29 protein-coding genes and 2 pseudogenes are annotated in these 23,488 nt (G+C 61.5%); 8 read left to right on the plus strand and 23 right to left on the minus strand.

Annotated features, from left to right (window positions below):
- The first annotated feature begins 185 nt into the window (after positions 1-185).
- On the plus strand, positions 186-866 hold the full coding sequence (locus tag AUQ37_RS05220) for an HAD family hydrolase (RefSeq protein WP_058747697.1): 681 nt from the start codon (positions 186-188) through the stop codon (positions 864-866).
- A gap of 68 nt (positions 867-934) precedes the next feature.
- Here AUQ37_RS05220 and AUQ37_RS05225 read toward each other — a convergent pair whose 3' ends face one another.
- The 14 genes from AUQ37_RS05225 to atwA form a co-directional block, all read right to left on the minus strand.
- Complete coding sequence (locus tag AUQ37_RS05225) at positions 935-1,420, minus strand: GNAT family N-acetyltransferase (RefSeq protein WP_058747698.1); 486 nt, start codon at positions 1,418-1,420, stop codon at positions 935-937.
- Positions 1,421-1,512: 92 nt separating this feature from the next.
- Complete coding sequence (locus AUQ37_RS05230) at positions 1,513-2,784, minus strand: FAD-binding oxidoreductase (protein ID WP_058747699.1); 1,272 nt, start codon at positions 2,782-2,784, stop codon at positions 1,513-1,515.
- A complete protein-coding gene (locus AUQ37_RS05235; protein WP_058747700.1) occupies positions 2,781-4,235 on the minus strand; it encodes an FAD-binding oxidoreductase in 1,455 nt (484 codons plus the stop codon). Before AUQ37_RS05235 ends, AUQ37_RS05230 begins: the two co-directional genes overlap by 4 nt.
- 129 nt (positions 4,236-4,364) lie before the next feature.
- Positions 4,365-4,742 (minus strand): DUF123 domain-containing protein, encoded by a 378-nt coding sequence (locus tag AUQ37_RS05240; protein ID WP_201013775.1) that lies wholly within the window; start codon positions 4,740-4,742, stop codon positions 4,365-4,367.
- Positions 4,739-5,683: a methyl-coenzyme M reductase family protein gene (locus tag AUQ37_RS05245; RefSeq protein ID WP_058747701.1), complete on the minus strand. Its 945-nt coding sequence runs from the start codon at positions 5,681-5,683 to the stop codon at positions 4,739-4,741. Before AUQ37_RS05245 ends, AUQ37_RS05240 begins: the two co-directional genes overlap by 4 nt.
- Positions 5,676-6,257: a methanogenesis marker 17 protein gene (locus AUQ37_RS05250; protein ID WP_058747702.1), complete on the minus strand. Its 582-nt coding sequence runs from the start codon at positions 6,255-6,257 to the stop codon at positions 5,676-5,678. Before AUQ37_RS05250 ends, AUQ37_RS05245 begins: the two co-directional genes overlap by 8 nt.
- Positions 6,258-6,265: 8 nt before the next feature.
- The gene (locus tag AUQ37_RS05255) at positions 6,266-7,243 is read right to left on the minus strand and encodes an acyl-CoA dehydratase activase (RefSeq protein WP_235584958.1); all 978 of its coding nucleotides are present in this window, start codon (positions 7,241-7,243) and stop codon (positions 6,266-6,268) included.
- A gap of 250 nt (positions 7,244-7,493) precedes the next feature.
- The gene (locus AUQ37_RS05260; RefSeq protein ID WP_058747703.1) at positions 7,494-7,946 is read right to left on the minus strand and encodes a methanogenesis marker 5 protein; all 453 of its coding nucleotides are present in this window, start codon (positions 7,944-7,946) and stop codon (positions 7,494-7,496) included.
- Complete coding sequence (locus AUQ37_RS05265) at positions 7,943-8,368, minus strand: methanogenesis marker protein 6 (RefSeq protein ID WP_058747704.1); 426 nt, start codon at positions 8,366-8,368, stop codon at positions 7,943-7,945. The genes AUQ37_RS05260 and AUQ37_RS05265 overlap by 4 nt, the downstream gene beginning before the upstream one ends.
- Positions 8,365-9,006 carry a hypothetical protein gene (locus AUQ37_RS11085; protein ID WP_058747705.1) on the minus strand — a complete coding sequence of 214 codons (642 nt, stop codon included), beginning with the start codon at positions 9,004-9,006 and terminating at the stop codon, positions 8,365-8,367. The genes AUQ37_RS05265 and AUQ37_RS11085 overlap by 4 nt, the downstream gene beginning before the upstream one ends.
- The gene (locus AUQ37_RS11090) at positions 8,997-9,293 is read right to left on the minus strand and encodes a hypothetical protein (protein ID WP_058747706.1); all 297 of its coding nucleotides are present in this window, start codon (positions 9,291-9,293) and stop codon (positions 8,997-8,999) included. The genes AUQ37_RS11085 and AUQ37_RS11090 overlap by 10 nt, the downstream gene beginning before the upstream one ends.
- On the minus strand, positions 9,272-9,637 hold the full coding sequence (locus AUQ37_RS11095; protein ID WP_058747707.1) for a hypothetical protein: 366 nt from the start codon (positions 9,635-9,637) through the stop codon (positions 9,272-9,274). The genes AUQ37_RS11090 and AUQ37_RS11095 overlap by 22 nt, the downstream gene beginning before the upstream one ends.
- Positions 9,638-9,871: 234 nt before the next feature.
- Entirely contained in the window at positions 9,872-10,492 is a 621-nt protein-coding gene (mcrC, locus tag AUQ37_RS05285) for a methyl-coenzyme M reductase I operon protein C (protein WP_058747708.1), read from the minus strand.
- A gap of 21 nt (positions 10,493-10,513) precedes the next feature.
- Positions 10,514-12,040: a methyl coenzyme M reductase system, component A2 gene (gene atwA / locus AUQ37_RS05290; RefSeq protein WP_320408850.1), complete on the minus strand. Its 1,527-nt coding sequence runs from the start codon at positions 12,038-12,040 to the stop codon at positions 10,514-10,516.
- A 245-nt stretch (positions 12,041-12,285) separates the two neighbouring features.
- Here atwA and AUQ37_RS05295 point away from each other — a divergent pair, with 245 nt between their 5' ends.
- From AUQ37_RS05295 to AUQ37_RS12970, 7 genes are all read left to right on the plus strand, one after another.
- Entirely contained in the window at positions 12,286-13,257 is a 972-nt protein-coding gene (locus AUQ37_RS05295; protein ID WP_058747709.1) for a DUF2111 domain-containing protein, read from the plus strand.
- A 49-nt stretch (positions 13,258-13,306) separates the two neighbouring features.
- Positions 13,307-13,483 (plus strand): hypothetical protein, encoded by a 177-nt coding sequence (locus tag AUQ37_RS11100; RefSeq protein WP_201013776.1) that lies wholly within the window; start codon positions 13,307-13,309, stop codon positions 13,481-13,483.
- Positions 13,484-13,554: 71 nt separating this feature from the next.
- On the plus strand, positions 13,555-13,983 hold the full coding sequence (locus AUQ37_RS11105) for a hypothetical protein (RefSeq protein ID WP_058747710.1): 429 nt from the start codon (positions 13,555-13,557) through the stop codon (positions 13,981-13,983).
- A 59-nt stretch (positions 13,984-14,042) separates the two neighbouring features.
- Positions 14,043-14,708: a YitT family protein gene (locus AUQ37_RS05305; protein WP_058747711.1), complete on the plus strand. Its 666-nt coding sequence runs from the start codon at positions 14,043-14,045 to the stop codon at positions 14,706-14,708.
- A 37-nt stretch (positions 14,709-14,745) separates the two neighbouring features.
- Positions 14,746-14,883, plus strand: coding sequence for a hypothetical protein (locus tag AUQ37_RS11110; RefSeq protein ID WP_201013777.1), 138 nt, complete (start codon positions 14,746-14,748; stop codon positions 14,881-14,883).
- A 16-nt stretch (positions 14,884-14,899) separates the two neighbouring features.
- Positions 14,900-15,664 (plus strand): YcaO-like family protein, encoded by a 765-nt coding sequence (locus AUQ37_RS11115; RefSeq protein WP_201013778.1) that lies wholly within the window; start codon positions 14,900-14,902, stop codon positions 15,662-15,664.
- 8 nt (positions 15,665-15,672) lie between these two features.
- The gene (locus AUQ37_RS12970) at positions 15,673-15,984 is read left to right on the plus strand and encodes a YcaO-like family protein (RefSeq protein ID WP_201013779.1); all 312 of its coding nucleotides are present in this window, start codon (positions 15,673-15,675) and stop codon (positions 15,982-15,984) included.
- Between the two features lie 160 nt (positions 15,985-16,144).
- Here AUQ37_RS12970 and AUQ37_RS05315 read toward each other — a convergent pair whose 3' ends face one another.
- The 9 genes and pseudogenes from AUQ37_RS05315 to mcrB all read right to left on the minus strand — a co-directional run bounded on the left by AUQ37_RS05315 (position 16,145) and on the right by mcrB (position 23,380).
- Positions 16,145-17,005 carry a metal ABC transporter permease gene (locus tag AUQ37_RS05315; protein WP_157844296.1) on the minus strand — a complete coding sequence of 287 codons (861 nt, stop codon included), beginning with the start codon at positions 17,003-17,005 and terminating at the stop codon, positions 16,145-16,147.
- Positions 17,002-17,127: a hypothetical protein gene (locus AUQ37_RS12975; protein ID WP_255354886.1), complete on the minus strand. Its 126-nt coding sequence runs from the start codon at positions 17,125-17,127 to the stop codon at positions 17,002-17,004. Before AUQ37_RS12975 ends, AUQ37_RS05315 begins: the two co-directional genes overlap by 4 nt.
- A gap of 32 nt (positions 17,128-17,159) precedes the next feature.
- Positions 17,160-17,705 (minus strand): metal ABC transporter ATP-binding protein, encoded by a 546-nt coding sequence (locus AUQ37_RS05320; RefSeq protein ID WP_058747713.1) that lies wholly within the window; start codon positions 17,703-17,705, stop codon positions 17,160-17,162.
- A 4-nt stretch (positions 17,706-17,709) separates the two neighbouring features.
- Positions 17,710-18,639, minus strand: coding sequence for a metal ABC transporter solute-binding protein, Zn/Mn family (locus AUQ37_RS05325; protein ID WP_082662426.1), 930 nt, complete (start codon positions 18,637-18,639; stop codon positions 17,710-17,712).
- Positions 18,640-18,876: 237 nt separating this feature from the next.
- Positions 18,877-19,155 (minus strand): DUF2098 domain-containing protein, encoded by a 279-nt coding sequence (locus AUQ37_RS05330; RefSeq protein WP_082662428.1) that lies wholly within the window; start codon positions 19,153-19,155, stop codon positions 18,877-18,879.
- Positions 19,156-19,160: 5 nt separating this feature from the next.
- On the minus strand, positions 19,161-20,825 hold the full coding sequence (gene mcrA, locus AUQ37_RS05335; protein WP_058747716.1) for a coenzyme-B sulfoethylthiotransferase subunit alpha: 1,665 nt from the start codon (positions 20,823-20,825) through the stop codon (positions 19,161-19,163).
- Between the two features lie 36 nt (positions 20,826-20,861).
- A pseudogene (gene mcrG, locus AUQ37_RS13610) lies at positions 20,862-21,605 on the minus strand (coenzyme-B sulfoethylthiotransferase subunit gamma); the annotation flags it as partial.
- Positions 21,606-21,607: 2 nt separating this feature from the next.
- Positions 21,608-22,033, minus strand: a complete 426-nt coding sequence (gene mcrD / locus AUQ37_RS05340; RefSeq protein WP_235584959.1) for a methyl-coenzyme M reductase operon protein D — start codon at positions 22,031-22,033, stop codon at positions 21,608-21,610.
- Between the two features lie 19 nt (positions 22,034-22,052).
- A pseudogene (gene mcrB, locus AUQ37_RS05345) lies at positions 22,053-23,380 on the minus strand (coenzyme-B sulfoethylthiotransferase subunit beta).
- Between the last annotated feature and the right edge of the window lie 108 nt (positions 23,381-23,488).

The following is a 23,488-nucleotide window of genomic DNA, read 5'->3' on the forward strand; positions in this document are numbered from 1 at the left end:
GTGAAACGGCGACTCCTCGTCGGAGCAAGCTCGCACAACCGGGATGACATGCCTGTGACCGGTGGGTAGAGTGCGTTAGTTGAATGCCGTCTGAAACAGAAGGGGGGCTACTACTCTCAATTGACACCTCCGCCGGCGCACCGGCGGACCGATTTCCATTATAAGCCCGATGGGCATTCTGGTGCATGGCTCTCGATCCTTTCATAAAAGCCGTCGGCTTCGATATGGACGGCACGTTCATGCACACGAAAGTGGACTATCCGAAATTGGCCCGCGTGGTGTATGACGAATTCGAGAGCCTCGGCGTCCCGGAGGATATCCTCATCACCGACAACTACAAACTCACCATGGACAGGGGCATAGAATGGCTCAGGACCCATGGAGGTTCGGAGCATATCCCAGGGATCAACGAACGTATCGGAAGGAGGGCAACGGAGATCGAGATGGAGAATGCGGCCATCGCCGTCCCGTATCCCGGCGCGGTCGAGGTCCTTGACATGCTCATCGGCAAAGGATACAAGGTAGGGATCCTGACCAGGGGGGGCCGCAGATACGCCACCACCGTCCTCGGGGAAGCGGGAGTGCTCACGAAGTTCAATGCTATCGTGGCCAGGGACGATTATCCGGAAGAGGAGGCCAAGCCAAGCCCTCTCGCCATGGACCATCTCGCCGCCGCCTTGGGCGTGAGGAGCCGCGAGATACTGTATATCGGGGACGGCATCGTCGATTACATGACCGCCGATGCTTCCGGAGCCTCGTTCATAGGCGTCGAGACCGGACCCAACAGCGCAGAGATGTGGCGCAGGAAGGTCGGGAAAGATGTCCGCACCATCCCGAGCGTCGCATCCCTCGCCGAGATGATCTGAGCATAGGAAGGACCTGCCTCAGACATTCCTATTGTGCCGCGGGACCGTCATCACGAACGGCCCTGAGGTCAGTTCCCCTGTTCCGAAGGACGCCTGTCCCTATTGACCCAGATGTTGCGGTCGTCGAGTTGGATGTCCCTGTACCTCAGGTCCGTCCTGTCGCGGAAATCTTCGGATTCCCAGAACTCGTTGGCGGGATTCTCCTTGAAGATCACCGCATCGGCGCCGCAGATACCCTCTTTCCTCAGCTGTTCCAGTGACCTGCTGACCAGCCCGTGGCCTATGCCGCGCCTGCGGTACTCCGGGTCCACGATCAGATGGTAGAACCTTCCGCTGCGTCCGTCGCTGCCGCATAGCACGATGCCGACCAGACGGCCTCCGGCGAAAGCCGAGAAGCAGAACTGCCTGTTGCGGGCGAGGAATCTCGCTATGCTCTCGGCGGAGTCCTCCTTCGATCCGACGCCGATCCCTCCGCTGTCCATCCACATCCGATAGGCCTGGGCGTAGTCGGACGCCTCGGTGTTGCGGAAGATGATGCCGTCCTCAGAGAGCATACCTGTCTATCGGCTGTTCGGTATAAATCAGATGCGCCGGATGTGCCAGCGCGGAAAAGGTAAAGGGGAGGGCGGCCGCCCTCCCGAGGGTTTCACTCGTAGCCGCGTCCGAGGACGTGCTTCCTGTCCTCTTCCTTCTCCTCTTCGAGGCGGTTGTATTCGAACCTCTCGATGTTGTCGGCGAAGGTGGTGTTGGGCGGCAGGAGCTTCTTGGCCATCTGCATGACGGTGCTCATCATGGACATGATGCCGTGGCTCAGGTTGACCCCGAACCTCGACATCCCGCAGGTGACATGCCCGGGGTTCATGACGTCATGGGGGTCCTCGAAGGTCTTGAACTCCCTCATGAGCGCGACCGTGTTAGGGTCGTGGACGTTGTCGAGGTTCCAGGCGAAGAAAATCCCGAAGCCGGTGGTCCTCCCTCCGTACTCGGCGGCCCTGTCCCCGAGGTAGAAGTTGAACGCGAAGGCGGTCATGCCCAGCATGGACTCGTCGTCCTTGAAGTAGTAAGGCATCCAGAGGACGGTGTTGTCGTCGACGACCTCTCCGATGATGCCTCCGAGCTCCATCTTCATGTCGTCGAAGCCCTTGTAGCAGACAGGGACGAAGGATCCCCATCTCTTGGCAGGGATGATGACCTCGGCGGGGATCTCCCCGACACCGGCCTTCCTGGCCCTGAACTCATAGCACCTCTCTTCCCACTCGTGCTCTCCGACCTCGGGCGCGGTGGCCCTTCCGCCGGCGCGGGCAACGAGCTCCTCGACCGCCGCCTCCTCGAGAGCGATGTGCTTCTCGTCTCCCTGATAGGTGACGAGGAGGATGTTCTTCACATCGGGGGCGTGCACGCGGGCGCGGTGCTGGTTCCTGAAGTGGTTCTCGTCGGACCAGCTGATGTGCAGGGGGGTCACGCTCGCGTTGGCGATGATGCCCTGGATGACGGGGTCGGCCTCGGAGAGGCAGTTGAGGAACTCGTATGCCACAGGCTTCACGGTCCCCTTCGGGTAGATCCTGAAGGTGGCCGAAGCGAACAGGCAGAGGGTCCCTTCGGAACCGGCGAAGAACTGGTTGAGGTTGTATCCGGAATAGTAGGAGCCCATGTTCCTGTAGCCGGTGTTGATGACGGTCCCGTCGGGGAGGACAGCCTCGATGCTCAGCACGTTGTCTTTGGCTGAGCCGTACTTGTAGGAGCCGATGCCCATGCCGTTGGTCCCGAGCCAGGCGCCGATGGTACCCGCGGGGAAGGAGGAGGGCATGGACCCGATGATGAACCCTTTCTCCTCTGCGGCCTCAAGGGCCTCTTTCCAAGTGGCACCGGCCTGCACGGTGGCGGTCATGGAGACAGGGTCGACAGTGATTTTGTTCATCTTCGACGAGAAGTCGACGACAAGGCGCGCATGGCGGGCTGGGAGCCTCCCAGTCCCCAGGTGGAGTTGCCGCGGGGGGTCACGGGGATGCCCTCCCTGTAGGCGACCTTCATGATCTGGGACAGTTCGGAGGTCTTGCTGGGCCTGAGGACCGCGTCCGGCATGTTGTCGAAGGCAATGGTCGCCAGCTTGGGCAGCGGGGCGAGATCGTGGGTATAGAGGATCTTCTCCTCGGGGCTGGTGTTGACGTTGTCCTTGCCCAGGAGCTCCTTCAGCTCATCGAGGATCTTGTCGCTGAAGCAGCGCTTCAGCCTGTCGCCGGAACGTGCATCGTACTCTCCGGTCCTGAAGAACTCCTTGAGGGCCTTCATGAAGGCCGCAGTGCCCTCATCGCGGATCCCGTCGATCCTGCCGCCGAAGAGGACCTTCCTGGCCTCCCTGCCGCCGAGCTTGGACGCTTCGCAGACAGCGTTCTCTGCATCGGCGATGAAGTAGACGGTGTACCTGTCCGCCAGGGCGCCGCGCGCTTTCCCGCCGACAGCGGCGATGTAGGCGCAGGCGTTGGCGAGAGGCACGACGACCCCGGCCTTGCCGGCAGGCTCGAAAGCGGCCGGGGCCTCGGTCTTGGTCCCGTTGGCGGCGGCCGCGAGGCCGTCGGTCTGGATTGTATCGAGCTCGACGAACTCTGGCTCCCCCTGGTACTCCAGGGTGAACACGGTCCTGCCGCCCTCGGTGCAGAAGGTGAAGTTGAGCGGCTTCAGCCCGGCATCCCTGATGACGGAGCTCTCGAAGGCGGCTGCATCGTCATCGGAGGAGAACGCATAGGAGACGCTCTTCCTGACGCCCGCAGGATGGAGCTTCAGGGTGACGGACGTGATGATCCCGAGGGTTCCCTCGGACCCGGGAATCAGCTGGATGAAGTTGTATCCGGACATGTAGCTGCCGATCTCGTCGTAGCCGGGCTCGATGACGGTGCCGTCGTTGAGCACGATCTCGGCGTTCAGCAGGTTGTCCTTCGCGGGACCGTATTTGTACGTCCCATTCCCGACGGCCTCGGAGGCCGCCCAGACGCCGACGGGCTCGCTGAGGTCGAAGGGCATCGATCCCAGGACCATGCCCTCGGCCGCGGCGGCCGCGATGATCTCCTTGAATCCTGCACCGGCCTGCGCCTTGACGGTATGGTCGGCCTTGCTTACGGAGACCTTGTTCATCTTGGACAGATCGACGGCGATCCCTCCTCCGCAGAAGGCGGCGGTGCCGAGAGCGGCGACGCGTACGCCGGCGGCCATCCTGACGACGGCTGCGACCTCCTCGGCGGAGGACACTGTAACGACCACGTCGGGAGAGAACTCCTTCTCGTCCTCGATCCTGACTTTCGCCTCACCGACAGCATTCCTGATGTTCTCCGCGGCGCTGAGGGCGGCTTCGCGGTATTTGTTCTTGGACTCCATGATGATACACTCCACTGCAGGGGCAGCGTGTCTACTATATGGGGTGCACGTAACCTATCTTATTTAATAAAACTTAGGTAGCGCCAGCCGGCCCCGTCCTGACGAACGGGGACAGCCTGGCCCTCCGCGTCATGGCGGCCTTCTGATAGGCGTCCATGCGGTACAGATGGGACCTGCATCCGCAGTCCGAGCAGCCGAAGCCGTCCATCTCGCGGTCCCGCCGCAGTCGGACGCTATGCGCCCGAGCTGGCACTCCGATATGGGATCGGGATAGGATATCCAGGCCTCAGAGGAATCGCACCGCACCGTCAGATAATCGATGTGCCAGCGGAGCTTCTTGTCATGTGCCAGATGGCGCGACACGCGCTGATCTATTCCGCCCATGGCGCTGCCCACGTAGCAGTATGTGCCTGCGCGGAAAAGATGCCTGCCGAGGGCGCCTACGGCGATCTCCTCATCGTGCCTGAAGGTGATGAAGAGGGCGTAGGTCCCCCGGCGGACGCTCATTGCTTGGCCTTCAGCGAGTCCTCGTACTCCACCTGTGACCTGGTCTTGATGCGGATCAGCATGGAGCTGTCGTTGATCTTGGACGGGGAGATCTCGCAGACATCGCCGAGGCGACGGCCGTAGATCTCCATGTTCTCGATCTGCTCATGGTACTCGTCGTACGATATCTTGGCCCTGAGGCCGTCGAGGTGCATGACCAGAGGGGCCGGCCTGAGGCACATATCGATAGGCTCGAAGTTCTCGAGGAGTGCCTTTATCTCCGACGGATGGACGAAGGGCGGGTCCTCCTCGATGGCTTTCTTCTTCTCCTCCAGGACCTCGCCGACGCGGTCTCCGACCTCGGAGAGCTTGGCCCTGTCGGCGGACTCCCTCATGCGCGAGGCCTTCCTGCCGATGCCGCTGACCACCGCGTCGCAGGTGCCGTCGACCTTGTCGCTGTCGGGCTTCGGCCCGCAGATCAGCACGGTCGGGACGTCGATCTTGCTCAGGATCAGATCGGCCTTGAACTCCACGCAGGGCTTGAAATTGCCCAGCATGAACACGCAGGCATCGTACTCATCGATTATGGATGACTCCTCGAGGTTGATCTGCGAGGTGTGCTTGCCGCGTCCCCTGGCAAGGCCCATGACGACGGTGACCGCCCCGAGCCTCCTCAGGTACTCGGCGACATCGCATATCGGGTGCGGCATGTGGTGGCGGCCCAGCGTGGGGCCGACGACAGCGATCTCGGTGCCCGCCAGCGGGACGTCTTTGACCTGGCCGCCTATATCCTTGCAGAGCGCCTCTATCATCTGCCTGTCCTCGCTGGGGACCGACATGGTGACGGTGAGCATCTGCGCGCTCCTGTTCTTGAGGAGCACGACGCCCCCGACATCCTCGATCATCTCGAAAAGCTCGTCGGAACGGTACACTCCGCCGTCGTACATCAGGACCTCATACATCGGGAACCGCCCCCTTCGATACTGCGGCATGGATCTTCTCGGCAGTTGCGATCTGCTCCGGCCGGACGATCTCCTCGGTGGCCATCACGGTGACCGTGCTGCTGCCGCTGATCACCCTGCGGTTCCTGATGCCCTCGGGGAGCACCCTGGCGAGCGCCCCGAGAATGTCCTGGATGGGCTGCTCGGCGGACTCGACGGGGAGGGCATCGACCTCGGCCGAGGTATCGACGCCGTCGACCGTTATGTCGAGGCGGTCCGTCTGCTGCACGCGGTCCCTCCCGTAGGTGTCCCAGAGCTTCTTCAGCATGCCGGGCGCGTACATCTCGTCCCTGATGCTGATATAGACCATGCCCCTCTCGGCCCTGGTCATGGCGACGTCGCCGATGCTCTTGGCGGCGGGCTTGGACCTGAGCCTGACCGACACGATGAAGAGGGGGTCCTCCGGCCTCAGCAGGAGGTAGGACCCCTCTATGGCGGTCAGTTTGCCGACATCGTACATTATCTCCTCGTACAGGGACCGGTAGCGGTCGTTCCCGTACTCATCGGTCCCGTTGACAGTGGTTTCTGCTGGCATATCGCGCCTCACATCAGCCCGGAGCTCAGCAGCGCGCCGCCGACGGCGCCGATGTACTGAGAGTCGGGCGGGACGATCGGGGGCTCCCCGAGGACCGATCCGACCTCCTTGACCAGTCCCTGGATCAGCGATGTGCCCCCGACCTCGATGATCGGGTGGCGGACATCGATCTCCTGGAGCTGCTGCTCGTACACCTGCTCGGCGACCGAATGGCAGGCCGCGGCCGCGACGTCCTCGAACTTCTTCCCCTCTCCCAGGTTGGTGACGAGGTCCTGGATGCCGAAGACCGAGCAGTAGGAGTTCATCCTGGCGTTCGCCCAGTTCCCTTTGACGGCGAGGGCTCCCAGGTCCTGGATGGGGATCTTCAGCCTGTTGGCGGTCATCTGCAGGAACCTGCCGGAGGCTCCTGCGCAGATGCCTCCCATGGTGAAGTTGTCGGGTATGCCGTCCCTGACGGTGATGGCCTTGTTGTCCATGCCGCCGATATCGATGATGGTGGCCTCGCCCTTCTGACGGTCCGCGAGCCAGACGGCGCCCTTCGAGTTGACGGTGAGCTCCTCCTGGACGAGCTTGCATTTGTCGGCGAACTCCTTCCCGAGGGTGTAGCGGCCGTACCCGGTGGCCCCGATGCACTCGATGTCCGAGTACTTGTACCCGGCCTGCTCCAGGGCCTCGTCGAGGACCTGGTGGGCGGTCTGCGTGACGACCGCGCCGACGGGGTCCAGGACTTGCCGATGATCTTGTTGTCCTCCATGATGACGGCCTTGGTGGTCGACGATCCGGAGTCGAGCCCGGCGGTCAGGCCGGACTGCTTCTCCCTGGCCAGCAGGTCCTTCCTGGTGACGATGGTGACGAGCGCCTCCATCCTGGTCAGGAGCTGGGCCGCTTTGAGCCTCTCGGTGAAGGAGTAGGTGACGACCGGGAGCCTGGTGTTCTCCTGGATGAACCTCCTGAGCTCGTTCCTCACCAGGGCGGCCTCCGCGCACCTGAAGCAGGTGGTGATGAACACCGCGTCCGCGTCGTACTTGCCGTCCACGAGGCTGGCGGCGCGGGCGATCATCAGCTGGAGCTGCTGGGACTTCGGCTTGAAGCCGAACCTCTTGATGGCATCCTGCACCTGGCTGTAGGAGACGTCTGGGTAGACGATCTTGGCACCGACCGCGCGGGCGGCGGACTCGATCTCGAACTGGACACCACTGTACTCAGTCCCGCAGGAAAGCTGGGCGATCCTGATGGTCACTGCGCCGCCCCCTTCGCGCCGAGCCCGGCCAGGAAGTCCTTTATCTGGCCGACCATGGCCTTCGCCTCCGCCTCGTCCTCCGGGTATTTCACGGTCAGGGCGGGGATCCCGCGCCTGTGGATGAGGTACTTGGTCATGCTGTTGGAACGGTCGCACCCGACGCAGCCGAAGCTGAACGGGGCGTCCTCGATGATGATGGCGGCGTCCGCGGCCTCGATCATGGGGCCCCAGAGGGCCATCCTCCCGCGTATCCCCGAGGGCACTTCGACCCCCGCGTACTTCAGGCCCTTGATGACGTCGTCGAGGGTCACGTTCATAGGGGGCATGTCGACCTCTATGTTGTCCACTTTCTCCTGGATGACGGCCATGGAGCTCAGGGGCTCATGGCCGAACCTCTCGACGAGATCGAAAAGGATCATGCTGTTGGGAGGGTCTATGAATACCTTCATCTGAATGCCTCGCAGATTTCTTTGAGTTGGGTGACTGGAAGGGGTTTGCGCTCGGAGGGCACGCTGTAGGACGCGTCCCCGGAATCGAAGCTGTCCAGGGCGGCCTGGATGAGCGGAAGGCACTCCCATTCCGCCTCCAGCTGGGCGAACCCTGGGCGGGTGCCGTGCTGGGCGCGGCATCTGCGGGGGTCTCCCTGGGGGTAGCCCCTCCTCTTCGAGAACACCTGGTTGCGGTAGGTCTTCCTGACCTCCGCCACGATCCTGCGGGATGTCTCGGCGTCCGCCTCGTACAGGCACCCGTAGCATGTCTCCTTGACGCTGATGCCGGCGGCCATCGTGTGCACGGCGCGCACGAGCTGGTCCGGGGTCAGCTTGGAATCGGGGGAGATCATGAGGAGCCTCGTCTCTCTCTGTTCGCTCATTGCCTATCCTCCATGATGTAAACTGTGCTCTCGTCGTCCAGGGTCTCCAGGACCGAGAGGTCCCCGATGTACCTGCCGAGCATGTTGGTGCCCTCCGGCTCCTCGCCGGTCGGGCCGTACTGCTTGCTGTCGGTCAGCCTGATGCCGATGAGGCCGTGGTACGGCCTCGACTGGTTGGTGATCCCGATGTCCCCCTTCCTGCATTTCTTGAAGAGGTCGTCCTGCGGGATCAGGTCCTGGCTCCTCGCGTCGTCCCCGTAGAACGTGCACATGGGCGACCCGGGCATGGACAGCTGGACCTTCAGCTTGCCGACCGGCTTGTGGCTGAGGCCGGTGACCTTCCTGAAGTAATGGGAGGTGGCGGCGTCGCCGGTGGTCACCTTGATCTTGAGGATGCTCTCCTTCGGGACGCCGAAGACCTCGACCTCTCCTTTCTCCAGGGCCTGCATGGTCTCCTCGGGCGCCTGGTCGGCGATGACGGCCCCGTCGGAGGTGTCCCCGGTCCTCCTGACCTTGATGCCGAAGCGGGCGAGGAATGCCTCCCCGTCCTTCTGGGTCATGCCGACGGCGAGCGCCCTCGGCGGGTCGGTCTCCACGGCGATCCTGTCCCCGGCGGCCGCGCGGGAGACTATGGCCATCCCGCCCGCGACCCTGCCGGCGATGTTGAGCGCGGGGCTGAGCTGGCGCCTCTCCCTGTAGAACAGGACGTGCCCCTCCCCGGCGCCGGAGTTCCTGACCGCGACGGTGCGACGTCCCTGACGCCCGCATCCTCCGGCGACATGTCGACGTCCATGTCGTCGCGGCATCCCATGAAGGTGCCGGTGGCCTCAGAGACGTCGATGTAGCCCTTGGACGCCAGGATCAGCAGCTGCTCCGCCGATTTGGGGGAGGAGCGGTCGAGCTTCACCAGCACGCGGGTCTCCACGGAGTACCCGTCCTCGAGGCGGTAGCCAGGTCCTTGGTGACCGCGACGTTCTCCCTGCTGGTCTCCGATACCACGGGATGGATGCCGATGATGTGCTCGTTCTCCTTGAGGACGTTCATCAGGTGCCTTCCGACGGTGATCTTCCCGATCTTCCCGCCTCCGCAGCCGGTGACCTTGTCCATCGGCTTCCTGGCTATCATGAGGTAGGTCGTCTGATTGTCGTTCCCGCCGAGGCTGAAGAAGACCTCGTAGCGCTTGAACGACCCGGACGCCTTGTCCTCGCGGAAATCGGTGGCGAACGAACCGAAGGCGAGCACCTCCCTGGTGCTCCACCTGAGGTTCACGCCCTCGATGGAGGGGATGAGCGCCTGAACCTCTTGGCATCCTCCGTATCGTAGAGGTGCACCACCATCTCCCCGCGCGGGTCAGGAGGGCGAAGTCGTTGGAGACCTCGGTAACCTTCTCGGTAGAGAGATGAACGGAGATGTCGGAGCCGCTGACGTACGGCTCCCCTTCGAGGGCGTCGGCCAGGGTGGCCCCGTCCTTCAGCTCCTTCTGCTTCTCGTTGACGGTGACCTTCATCGGTCCCCCTCCCTCGGCAGCAGCTTCTGCACCTTCGAGGCGATCTCGTCGAGCTTCTCCTGCGAGCAGGTGACGCCCCTGACCACTCCGGTCACGATCTCCATGATGGAGCCGCGGGTGTTGATGTCCTCCGGCGCCGGCATGACGTCGCGGGTCTTGACCCCGATGGCCGCGAAATCCTCGAAATCGAGCGGGCACTGGGACACCACGATGGACGGCTTGTCGACGTTCCTCAGTATGAGCCTCGCCTTGTAGATGACGTGGTTCCTCACGTTGCCGAGGTGGATGAGGACGACCTTGTACTGGTTGATCCTGTCGACCTCGATCGGGTCCAGCCCGAACCTCTGGCCGGTGGTCACGTCGGGCGCATCGGCCGGGGTGCCGTTCCCGGCGTTGACCACGAGGACGGATGCGTTTATGCCTTCCTCGCGGAGGGCGTAGGTTATCTCGCACACCGGTTTGGTGATGTGCCTCCTCCCCGGGCCCATGGCGACGACGCAGACGTCCTTGCCGCTCTCGGAGATCGTGGCCCTCTGCGCGAGGCCGCCACCGATCCCGAGGCCCTGGGACTCCCTGCACTCCACGAAGCTCAGGTGTCTTCCGATTTGCTGCTTCATTCGGTTCCCCTCCGGGGGCTCTCACTCCTGCTGGGGCTCTTCCTCGTTCCTGATGTCCTCATCGTCGCTGCCGCGGAGGTCGAACTTCTCGATCAGGGTGGCGGGATCGCCGATCTCGACGACCTTCCCCTTCTCCATGAAGGCGGCGCGGTCGCAGCAGTTCCTGACGAAGTCCATGTCGTGGCTCACCACGATGAAGGTCTCGCCGAGGGTGTCCCTGGCGCGGATGACCGATTTGGCGACTATGACCTTGGTGATGGGGTCCATGGTGCCGGTGGGCTCGTCCAGGACGATGATCCTCGGCTCCTTGATGAGCACCTGCGCGAAGGCGATCCTCTGGCACTCTCCCACGGACAGCGTGTCCGGCAGGGCCTCGAGGATCCTGGACACGTTCTTCTTGTCGAAGCCGACGCTCACGAGCACCTGGATGGCCTTCATCCTGGCGAGCTCGGCCGGCATCTTGATCCCGATGCTGGTGGTCAGGTTCTGGAGGACGGTGTCGAAGGGATAGAGGGTGTACTCCTGGTGGAGGACGCCGATGTACGGGGTGGCGCGGCCCTTGTTCTCGTACCCGTCCTTGGACATGTCGATCCAATCGTCGCCGATGCGGACCTCGACCTTCCCCTTGGTCGCGTTGGACTGCCCGCAGATGAGCCTGGAGGTGGTGGTCTTGCCGGCGCCGGAATACCCGATGATGCCGAAGATCTCCCTCTCCTCGATCTCGAAAGAGATGCCGTCGACGGCCTTCACCACGCCTCTGTCGACCGAGAAGAAGTGCTTCTCGGCATCCACCAGGCGGACGATCGGCTGTCCGTCGTCCACATGCTCGACCTTGTCGAAGTGGTAGCCCTCCATGAACTTGGAGGTGACATCGGACGGCTTCCCTTCCATCTTGACCTTGCCGTTATCGAGCCAATAGGCGCGGTCGGCCATCTTGTCGATGGCCTCCGGCCAGTGGGAGGCGAAGACCATCGCGATGCTGTGGTCCCTCACGTAGGTGACGAGCTTGTTGTGGATTATATCCGCGGTGTATGGGTCGAGGGTCCCGGTGGGCTCGTCGGCGACGAAGAACAGGGGGTTCTTGGCTATCTGCCTCGCCAGGACGATCCTCTGCTTCTCTCCTCCGGACAGGTCCCTGGCTATGTGCATGGTCCTGTGGGACATGTTGACGAACTCGAGCAGCTGGATCGCGCGCTCCACGCGCTTGGGGGTCCCCTCGGGTATGGCCTCCAAGACGTTCTCGATGACGGTCTTGTCTCCGAAGAGGGCGAAGGTCCTCTGGAGCATGATGGCTATCCTGCCGAAGACATCCTCCCTGAGGTCGTCATGCTCTTTGAGGGCCCAGAAGTCGACATCGATCCTCTGGGAGTCGCTGCCGCATTTGGTGCACGGCTTTCCCTCGAAGGGCAGGTCCAGGTTGCCGCATTTGGTGCAGCGGTTCAGGTGGTAGATGATCTTACCGCTGTCCGGCTTGTAGTCGATGCTCCCCCTCAGCATGTGGAGGAGGACCGATTTCCCGGCACCGCTGCGCCCTATGAGGCCGATGATGTCCCCCGTTTTATGACGGTGCTGAAATCATCGAGCACGGTGCTACCGTTGAACTTCTTGGTCACGTGCTCGACCGTGACCAGTTCGACAGACTTTGGCATGTCTTAAGGGATGGTCCTTTCTTATTTAATATAAACCGCACGCAACAATCGATAATGTCCAGCAGCCAAAATCCCGCCTGCCGGGCAGAGCGGGCGCGGGCGCGGATGCAAAACAGTTTATTGGATGGTACCATTCATCCATCCATGGACAGTGCCGTCTCGAGGAGCCACATGGGCGGTCCGGTACCCAAATTCAACGACTACCACATATGGAAATCTTTATATTGCCTCAGCACCGCGTCGCCGATAGGCCGCAAGAAGCTCGCCGAGCTCATAGGCCTGGGCGAGGGGAGCACGAGGACCCTGCTCTCCATCCTGCAGGACGCCGGCGCCATCTCGGTCAAGAAGAAAGGGGTGACGCTGACCCCCGAGGGCAAGAAGCTGTGGGAGACGGTGGTCATGAGCACCGCGGAGGTGGACCTGGGCACCCTGACCATAGGAGAGCATGACTGCGCGGTCAGGGTCCCGCATGCCGCCGGCAAGATCACCTACGGCTGCGAGGAGCGCGACAACGCCATCAAGAACGGGGCCCTGGGGGCCACGACGCTGGTGTTCTCCAACGGCCAGCTGACGTTCCCGGGGGACAGCTACCCCCTCGACGAGAAGTACGACCGGATCCTGAAGAAGACGTTCTCCCTCTCCGATTCCGATGCAGTCATCATCGGCACCGCCGACAGCTACGCCGCCGCCGAGGAAGGCGCCGTCTCTGCCGGCCTGGAGCTCCTGGGCGGGCTGAACCTTCAGAAGGATAATGCCGCCCCGGTGTCCATCCTCGGTTCCGGGAACGAGCTCCTGGCACTTGCGTTCATGGTGCACGACCTCGTAGGCGGGCTCCCGGTCTGCGCCAAGAGCAAGGACAATCTCGGCATAAGGATCGAGAACGGCAAGGTCATAGACAACGCCTACACGGGGGCCGTCCTCGAGGAGGTCCTCAAGGTGGGGACGACCATCAGGAGGATCGCCACCTCCGGGCCTTACAAGGGGATACGCGTCATCGTCACCCCCCTGGAGGTGAACAACCGCGTGATCGCGGCCATAGGCGTCGTGGACCTCAGGAGCATGACCGGCCTGGACGACACGCTGAAACTGATGGACGAGGACCCGGACCTGAGATGATCCTCGTTCGAAATATTCATATAGAAGCTAAAATAGATTGGGTGGTAATATGTCAGAAGTCAATGGGCCTGAAGAGCCCCTCAAGATCGCCGCCGGACTCAGAGGAGTAGTCCATGCGTTCTACCTGACGCCCGATGTCCTCGATGAGATGAGGCGGAGGAGGCCAAGGTCCGCGCCGCGGGCGGCAACATCAACGTCGACAACCGCGGGTTCTCGGAAGCGCTGACCCGCGACCACGTCATCGCGATAATCAAGGACCCGAGGTTCAGGCCCCCTCCGGAGCCCACGGTCCTGCTGATGGACGACAACGGGGACATCCTGGGAACCGAGGTGTTCCCCTTCACCATCAACAAGTACCTCAACAGGGACGATGTCGTCTGGCTCTCTGATGCCTTCGTGATGTTCCCGCTGGTCCAGGGCCACGGCGGCGAGAAGTTCGTGATGCCTCCCGTCAGCTTCCCCGAGCTCAACCCGAGCAACGGCTGCAAGGACGTCATCTCCTGCAGCCCGGCCCCCACCTGCGACCTCCTCATGAGGAAGCACTACGACTACCCGGACGACCCCAAGCTCGCATCGGTGCTCATCGCCTTCAACGACTGCCCGGTGGACCCGAACTTCAAGCCGGACCTGAGCAAGCTCGTGATCCCGAGGACCGAGGTCATAAAGAAAAAGAAGACCCAGCGATCGGATCCGCTCCGACGCTCCAAACATTTTAACGCTCCCTGACGGGAGCGGCGTTATATCGGAACCAGCAAATAATGAATGATTCTGGGTTCCGACAGCGAATGTCTGCAGAGAAACCCGATTACACGAGGAGGCAGATCGCGAAGAGATGCGTCCTCCTCGCGGCCGCGCTCTATATCATGACGATAGGGATCTCGATGTCCAAGCTTGCAGGCCTGGGCACCACTCCCATATCCTGCATCCCGGCGACCCTTTCGTACTCCACGCCGCTGTCCATGGGCGCCTGGACCGTGATCTTCAACTTCCTCCTGATCTGCATCGAGGCCGCCGTCCTCGGACGCCAGTTCAGGCCGGTCCAGTTCATGCAGCTGATCATGGCCGCGGCCATCGGGATCTTCACTGACATAAACTTGGAGGTCTTCTCCTTCATTGACCCGGGCAGTTACGCGGAATCATGGGCCTGGTGCATCCTGTCCGGGGCCATACTGGGTCTCGGCGTCATGCTGGAGGTCCGTTCCAATATCCTGGTCGCCCCCGGCGAGGGAGTGGTCGTCGCTTTCACGACCAGGTTCAAGGTCCCGTTCCCGAGGATGAAGATCGTCTCCGACACATCCATGGTCATCACGGCCGTCATCCTGTCCCTGGCCATGCTCGGGGATCTGGAAGGCGTGCGCGAGGGGACCATATTCGCGGCGCTGACCGTCGGCATCTGGGTCGGTTTCTTCAGGAAACATCTGGGAAAGGCGGCCGACCGCTTCACGGCCTGAAGGAAAGGCTATATCCGGCCCCGCTGTTAACGATTGTATGCTTTCACTCAACCGCTGCCCGAAGTGCTCGAAGGAGACGGGCATCAGGGTCGTCCCGCCGGAGGACACGCTGTCGAGGATCATACCCCTAATGAAGAGGCCGGCATGCAGCTCCCCGCGACATCACGAACCTTGACCGTGTCGGGATCCCGGTGTTCTCCGTGGACCGCCCGGCGGCCTTCGAAGGCGACAAGAACCATTTTTACAACGGCAAAGGGCCCACACCCGAGCAGGCCGAGGCCTCGGGGATCATGGAGGCCATGGAACGTTACTCGGCGGAGCCCAGGGAATCCGACGAGATCGCCTACGGGACCTATGATGAAGCATGCTCCATCGGCCTCACCGTCAATCCCGAATCGCTGATCCTGCCGGAGCCTTACAAGGGAGTATGGATGAACCAGCAGATCGGCTGGTGCATGGGCTACGAGATGTTCCGCGGGCAGAACGTGTGGGTGCCGGCGTGCGCCGTGTACCACGTGTACAAACCCCAGGGGGACATGCAGCTCTTCAAGTCCCACACCAACGGGATCGCGGCCGGGAACACCATGGAGGAGGCCATCCTGCATGCTCTCCTCGAGGATATCGAGAGGGATGCCTGGTCCATAGCCGAATACAGGGAGAGGGCCCCCTGCGACATCGTCATCGAGGATGAGGAATCCGTCCCCGGGAAGCTGCTTGCCAAGTTCAGGGATGCCGGGATCGATGTGCACCTCAAGGAGATCACCTCGGACATCGGGATCACCACCATCGGAGCGGCCGCCGACGATTACACTACCAAGGACCCGGAGATGCTGACCATCGGCGTCGGGACCCACCTGGACCCGCAGATTGCGGCGATCCGCGCCCTCACCGAGGTCGCCCAGAGCAGGGCCACCCATAAGGACGGCACCAAGATCACGCCCAGCTCCAGAAGGTGACCGACGAGATGGGCTATGAGGGGGTCAAGAAGGCCAACCGCCTCTGGTTCACCGATTCCCCCGGGAAGAAGAAGCTCGAGGACATCCCCAATCTCGCCACCGACTATGTCCTCGATGACATCGAAGTTGTGCTGGGACATCTCATGGATGCGGGATTCGACATGGTCGTCTGCAACGACCTGACCCGCCCCGAGGTCAATATCCCGGTGGTCCGCATGACCGTCCCCGGCCTCGAGGTCTACGCCATGGACCCGGACAGGGAAGGCGGAAGGCTCACCGGCATGTGGCCTCCGAGATACGGCCGGACGGACGCTGATTGAAGGATTAGCGCCCGGATCGCGGCGGCCTGCCGGAAAGACGGAAGCACGCCGCGCTTCAAACGGCAAGATCCAGATGTCCCCTCCCGGCTTCGGGAGATTATCTGGAATATCATATCGGACCATAAACATCCGAAATGGCGTATTCCGGTGCGGCAACGGTTCATTCTTCCGCGGTCGCACCGAGTGCCAGCCTCCTGACGGCCAGGACGGCGGCGAAGGACGCTCCGAGCACCAGCACCACCGTGGCCCCCGGAGGGGTGTCCATAGCCAGCGAGAGCAGAAGGCCCAGGAAGGACATGGCGAGAGCTGAAACGACGCCGGCGGCCATCGTCCCGGCCATGCCGCGGGAGACGATGCTCCCGATGGCCGCCGGCACCGTCATCAGCGCGATTATCATGACTATCCCGACCACGTTGGCGACCATGACGCAGGTGACCGCTATCAGGACGTGGAGCAGGAGGTCCAGGGCCGCCACGTTCATGCCTGAGACCTTCGCGTGCACCCTGTCGAAGGTCATTATGCGGAAATCCCTGTAGAAGAACATCACGGCAGCCAGCACAGACGCGCTGACAGCCGCCATCACGGCAAGTTTCCCCGAATCTATGAGCAGCATGTTCCCGAAGAGGATGGATTCGTAGGACGAGGGGACGATGACGCTCCGGTCCATATAGCACATGAACACCACGCCTGCGGCCATCCCGACAGCCCAAAGCGCTCCGATGACCGTGTCCTCCCTGACACCGTCCGCCCTCCTGCATACAACCATCACGACGGCGGCCGCCACACTGAACAATAGCGCCCCGGCCATGGGGCTCATCCACGATATCCCGTAAACCGACATCACATAGTAGGCGAACCCGACGCCCCCGAAGGTCGTGTGGGCGATCCCGCCCGTAACAGCGACCTTGCGGCCGACCACCACGTAGGCCCCCACGGTCCCGCACAGGATGCAGGCGAGGGCAGTGGCGGCGAACATGTTCTGTATAAGCGGTATGGAGAAGTAATAGGCAAGATCTGTCACAGAAGGCCGCCTCCGCAGGCTGCGCCGGTCAGAGCCGACGGTTCAACCTCCGAGACCGTCCTGTCCACATGGACGGCCCTGTTAACGCAGTGCGTTATCCCTTCGAGATCGTGGGTGATCATGACAACGGTTATCCCGTCCCGGGCCGCCTTCGTCAAAATTTCGTACACTTCCCCTCTGAGGCGGGATCGAGGCTGGCGGTCGGCTCGTCGAGGAGGAGGATGTCCGGCCCGGAGACCAGGGCCCTCGCCAGGAGCGTCCTCTGGATCTGCCCCCCGGACAGTTCGCCTATGCGCCTGTCTCTGAACGATTCCATGTCCGCGTACTCCATGGCCTTGCGAACAGCCTCCTCCTGCGAAGAGGTCCGGAAAGGCAGGATCCCCTGCCTGCACCTCAGGCCCATCCTGACCACCTGCTCGGCGTACACTGGGTACTCTCTGTCGAATGCGCCGAACTGCGGAACATACCCTATCCTGCGGCAGCCCTCCCTCGGAGGAACGCCCATCACCTCGACCGTCCCGGCCGACGGCTCGATAAGACCCAGTATGATGCGGAACAGGGTGGTCTTGCCGCCGCCGTTCGGTCCCACCACCGCTATGAAGTCTCCGGCGCGTACGTCGAGATCGACGTTCCGCGGCACCGTCCCGCGGCCGTAGCCGGCGGAAATGCCGCGGAGGGCGATGAGGGGCGCGGCCTCCATGCGATCACGCGGTCCCGCCCAGGTCGCCCCTGAGATACGACAGGAACTCCGAAACGGATGAGAGCATGTCATCGGCCGTGGGGTTCACCACATGGACGGTTATACCCGCATCCTCCAGCGCCTGCCTGCCCTCGTACCCCTCGTCCGTGACCGATACGTAGATGGCTGAGCAGCCCTCGTCCTTGACGATGGCGGCCGCCTCGGCGGGGGTGACCTCGCCGTCCTCCTCGACGGAGATCATATGGAAATCCGTTCCGAACCTCTCGGCATACTGCTCGAGGAGGTACTTCCATGCCGGATGCCACACCATCACGTGCACGTGTCCCGAGCCCGCTACCTTGGCTAGCGATTCCATCTCGGCATCTACGGCATCGACCTTCGCCAGGTACTTCCCCAGGTTCTCGGAGTAGTCGGAGGCGTTGTCCGGATCGAGCTTCGATATCTCGGCGGCCATGAACTCCGCGATCTTCCTGAGGTTGTCGGGAGAGGTCCATATGTGCGGGTCCGATGCGGAATCGGCCTGTTCCTCCTCCCCGTGATGGTGGTGCCCGTTGGGGAGCGCTGTGTACTCGATGCCGTCGGCTATGCTGACTATCTTCACGGATGATGGGATGTCCTTGGACACAGTATCGAAGAAGGCGGTCTCCCACTCCACTCCGGTCCCTATCTTGAAGTAGATCTCGGACTTGTAGAGGTCGGATATGTTGCTCGGGGTCGAATAGGCCTCGTGGGGACTGACATTGGACCCCATCATTGACACGACCTCGTACCTGTCGCCGACGATCTCCCCGGCGATGTCCTTCTCCCAGCTCATCGTCACGGCGACGGTGTCCTTCTTCTCATCACTGTCATTTTCGAGAAGTACGAAGGCCGCGCCTGCTCCGGCGGCGATGACGGCCGCCGCAGCGATCAATGCAATCGTTGCAGATTTCATCGGGATTCCGATTTTTGGAATTATTATTAATAACCGACTGAAATGTTAATAACAATGCAATGCAAAAGCCGATTTAATTATTAGATTCCGGCTGAAATGTTAATAAAAAAATGCCTGCCCCGTATAAACACATTGATAAAACGGCGCCGAAAGCAGCGCCGAACAAACAAATGAGAAGAACAATGAAAAAATCCCCGCCCCGAAGGGCGGGTAAGAGGTTTAGGAAGGAAGGAGCGCTTACCCTCCGCCGGACGGCATCATGTCGTCGATGTCGACTTCCCTCTCCATCTTCTGGAGATCTTCCACCGACTGACGGCCTGCCATCTCTTTGGACTTGCGCTCCTTGAAGGACACAGCCTTGTATTCGGAGGGGTCGGCCTTGACGACCGTATCGGCGGCATAGTACAGGCCCGTGTTGTCGAACCTGTACCAGGTGCGTCCCCCCTCTTCCCTGATGTCCGTGATCTTGCCGACCCTGGACGTCGGGGCGTACTTAGCTATATCCCCCTTCTGCAACGCCATCATCCCTTGATGACCGCGGTCCTCTCTCCGGCAGGCTGGAACTCCCTGAGTCCGCCGCGCCCGATCTCCTTCGTGATGTTCGCGAAGTCGAAGATCAGGTCCTTGTCGGAGAAGGCGATCTTGATGAGCGGGGAAGCGACGAAGGCATCGCCGCGCGCGAGGTGGGCGGCCTTGGGGATTCCCGCGTAGCCGGACAGGTGTCCGACGTTCATGGCGTAGTTGGGGTAGTTGGGGCCCCTGAGCTCCATGGGCAGGCCCTCATCAGACCTGTAGGCGTAGGAGTTGGCGGAACCGCACTGGTCCTGCAGATCGAATCCGTAGAATCCGAGCCTTCCGGTCCTCTCCTTGTGCTGGAGCATGGACTGGTACCACAGGTTGAGACCGTTGTCGGCCACACCGGTGGCGAACGCTCCGACGATACCGGTGGACGCCGCGGTGACGGTCGCACGCTGAGATCCTCCGAAGTGGGTCTCCATGACGGCCGGGTAGCGCTCGTACATCTCGAGAGCGTAGGACGAGATCTCGTCTCCGAGCTTCATCTGCTTGTCGTAGTCGTCGGGCTTGATTCCGCAGAATCCGCCGTACCTGTCGTTGATCACGTCGATACCGTGGTAGACGTAGTCCTCGAGGATGTTGTCGGTGTAGGCCGCAGAAGCGTACTGGGTGAATCCGACACCTCCGGACATGTATCCGCCGAGGTAGATCTGGTCGTAGATGATGGCCGCGAGCGCGACGGTCTCGAGCGCTGCCCTGGCGGGGTCGTCGGGGTAGACGCGGTCGGACTGCACCATGTCGTCCAGGAATCCGAAGGTGATTCCTCCGGGCTCGTTGGGTCCCCTGACACGCCTTGCGGGCATCATGGATCCCATGGTGATGGACTGGTGCTTCGCGGAGTACGCGAAGTCGGCGATGGCCGCCTCTCCTGCTGCGAGCTTGTAGGAGGAGATGAAAGCCATCGAGATCTGCATGGCAGCGTGCCTGGAAACGGTGGCGCCGTCCATGAGCCTGCCGACCATGGTCGGGACACGGACCGCCTGCATGACGGTCTTGCCCATGGCCTTCTTGAGCTGCTCAGCCTGGTCCTTGGGGAAGTTCTTGTTGATGTCGATGACGAACCTGGGGTCGAGCTCATCGATGAGCTCGTCGTCTCCGGAGAACACCTTGACGTAGGAGTCGTAGACGAGAGCAGGGTTGCACTCGGCCATGTGCTCCTGAACGACAGCTCCTCCGGGCATGGTGTGGTTCACGGTCTCGAGGTACGCGTTGATGGTCTCGGGGGTGACCTCTTTTCCAAGCCTCTTCTGGATGGTGTTGTGCGGGGAGTCGAGTCCGACGAGGACGGTCCTCCTGATGTCATCCCAGGCCTGCTGGATGGCCGGGTTGTTGATGCAGTGGAGGTCATCGGGCTCCACGAAGATGTCCGTGTGGGACAGCTGGTAGGGCATCCAGGCCCTCTGGCCCAGAGGCACTCCGATGTCCTCGTTCATCATGGGGAATCCACGTTTCTTGGCGATCTCCATTGCCTCTTTCTGGAACTCCACCTTGGATTTGGACTGGTGCCATCCGCCGTAGCAGTAGTACTTGGTCTCGATGTCGGTGGGGGCTTCCTTGAACTTCTTCTTGCATGCTTCAAGGAAAAGTTTCTCTTTCGCTTTCTCTGCCATTTCACTCACCTTTACAGTCCAAGGCCTGAATCCTCCCAGGGTCCTGAGCTTGTGGATCCTGATGTAGAAGTCAGTGACCTCTTTGTCATCCCTCATGTCAACGCCGTCAGCCCTGAAGATGGTGGTCCTCTTCTTCAGGTCGGTCATGGACGCGGGCTTCCCGACAGCGATCTTCTTGTCGAGGGGCAGGGCGACCTGGTCTTTCACGTAGACGACCTGCTTGAGCTTGTCGTCCCAGACGTACCTCTGCCAGGCATCGAACATGAGTCCGTGCTCGTCGAGACGGCAGGAGTGTCCGTGAACGGTCGCACCCCTGATCCCGGTCAGAGCGGGGTCGAAGGTCTCGTTGTCGATGAGCTCTTTGGCGATCTGCTCAAGGTCCCTCTCGCGGACCTCGATGATCTGCCTTCCGGAAAGGGTTCCGGTGTCGATTCCTCTGTACCTGGACATGTACATCCATGCCCTCTGGTAGGGGGAGATGGGGGCGAAGTAGACGGAGTCGGTGAACTGGATGTACCTGATCCTGTCACCGGCTTTCGCTCCGGGGATGGGGGTGACGAGTTCCCTGATGGGGCACTTGGGCTCCTTGCCCTCCTCGATCGGGGGGTGGACGCTCTTGTAAGCCGCTCCGGGGACACGGTGGCCCATCAGCCTGACGACGTCATCCATGGGTATGTCGCGGAGTTTCTTCAGCTTCACTTTGGGGTCCATGTACCTGCGCCTGTTTTTCGCAGGGATGGAGTTACCCGGATAGAACTGTCTCTTGTAATCTGTTGCCATGTTTAAGCACTCCTGTAATCATGCAGAGACGGTCTGTATTTGGTGTACCTGCCGATCTCGATCGTGTACCCGAAGGGTACGGTCGCATCGAATGCGTCCTTGATCTTCTCGACGGTTGCCTCGAGCATGTCCTTATCGTCCACCTCGAGTTCGATGTAGAATGCGCCTACCTCACAGCGGAGTTCCACCTCATGTCCGTTGACATTGATGATCCTGCGCTCTGAATGGTTGTTCTCAGCCCCCTTGGCCGGGCCGCTGGAGATCGTCTTGGGCAGGCTCTCGCCTCCCATGTTGATCTGCCTGATGTGCTCGATGCTGTCGATGGCGTTGAGCACCTTCTCGGTGGTTTCCGCCGAGAGGAGCCTGTTCGTCATGATGCGCACCTCGGGGAGAGGGACGTTGGCATATTCCACTTCGATTTTCGCCATTTACAAACCCTTGGTCTCTTCAGATCTTGTTCCTGATCTTCTTGGCCTCGGCTCCGACGAACTGCATCGGAGTGTTGAACTCGGGCATTCCTCCGAAGACATCCTTGAAGAGACCGGAAGTGGCCTCAGCAGAGAAGGTCTGGGTTCCGCCATCGAGGCAGTTTCCTGCGGTGACAGCGGGGATGAGGGTTCCCTTGGCGTGCCTGGTAACGACGTGGTTTCCGTGGAACAGTCCGGGTCCTCCGCCTCCGTAGATGGAGTGAGAGAAGAAGGACATTCCGACACCGACACCCTCAGCACGGCCGTAGTCGACTCCGGGGAGCGAGGACTCGTGCTCGAGAAGGTCATTGTAGTACAGAACAGTGGAGGGTATTCCCTGGGCCGCACGGGCAGCACCGACGTTGACCATGACGGCGGCGACCTCTCCGGCCGCGGCGTAGGCGTTCCACATGGGAAGGTCATCGGTGGTGTACATCTTGTATCCGGACGGGAGGGTCTCTTTCACGCGGATGACTCCGTCGTCGATTGCCCTCTCCATGAGGGAGGCGATAACGGTTCCGACGGTTCCGGTCTTCCCGTTCTTCTTAACGAGGGAGTAGACGAGGTTGTTGGCGTTCAGTCCTGGTAGGCGAGAGCGAGCAGGTGCTGCCTCTCGAAGGGCCCGACGGCGTCTCCCATCTCGTAGGCGGCGCAGGTCTCGAAGATCGAGGAGAGCGCGGCGCCCTGCATGGCGTTCCTCTGGACGAGAGCAACGACGTGGTTCGCCATGATGTTCCTCAGGGCGAATCCGGCACCCTCGTTCATCTGCGGGGGCTCGAGGATGGATTTGACGTTGGCTCCGACGAAGTTCACGGTCTGCGGGTATTTGCCCCAGACGGCGGCCTTCACCATGTTGGCCTTGTACATCGGCACGTTGTACCTGTCGATGATGGCCTCAGTGACGGCAGCGCAGACAACGGTGAATCCGGTGGTGTACTCGACACCGGCGGCCAGCCTGTCCTCGGGAACGATAATGGTGAGCAGCTTTCCGTCGTTCTTCACTTCGACGAGGGTCTCGTCGTCCTCAGTGACCTGAACGAGCGCTTTGATGTCCTCGGCGAGCTTCTTGGCGTCCTTGACGATGGGCGCGTCGATCTCTTTGCCGCGGATGATGCTGCCGGCCATCGCACCGGTCTTGAGAGCCTTCTCGATTCCGGCGAGATTGACCGCGATGGTCCTCTGTGTAAGAGAGGCAATCTTCTGGATTGCCTTGTTGCGCAGCGGACTGATGGCTTCCAGCGGCACATCTTTTGCGATGCGTTTGCCGTAGTCATCATACAGGTCTATTACGTCCTGGTATTTCGGCATTTTAAACCTCCTTTTTCTTCTGCTACACAGAAAAAACAAATCTTCTGTGTTCCCCTTGCGGATTGAAGGAATGGCTGGCACGTTTATAAAACATTGCAAAATCGCATT

The organism is Candidatus Methanomethylophilus sp. 1R26 (genome assembly GCF_001481295.1).
Lineage (GTDB): Archaea > Thermoplasmatota > Thermoplasmata > Methanomassiliicoccales > Methanomethylophilaceae > Methanomethylophilus.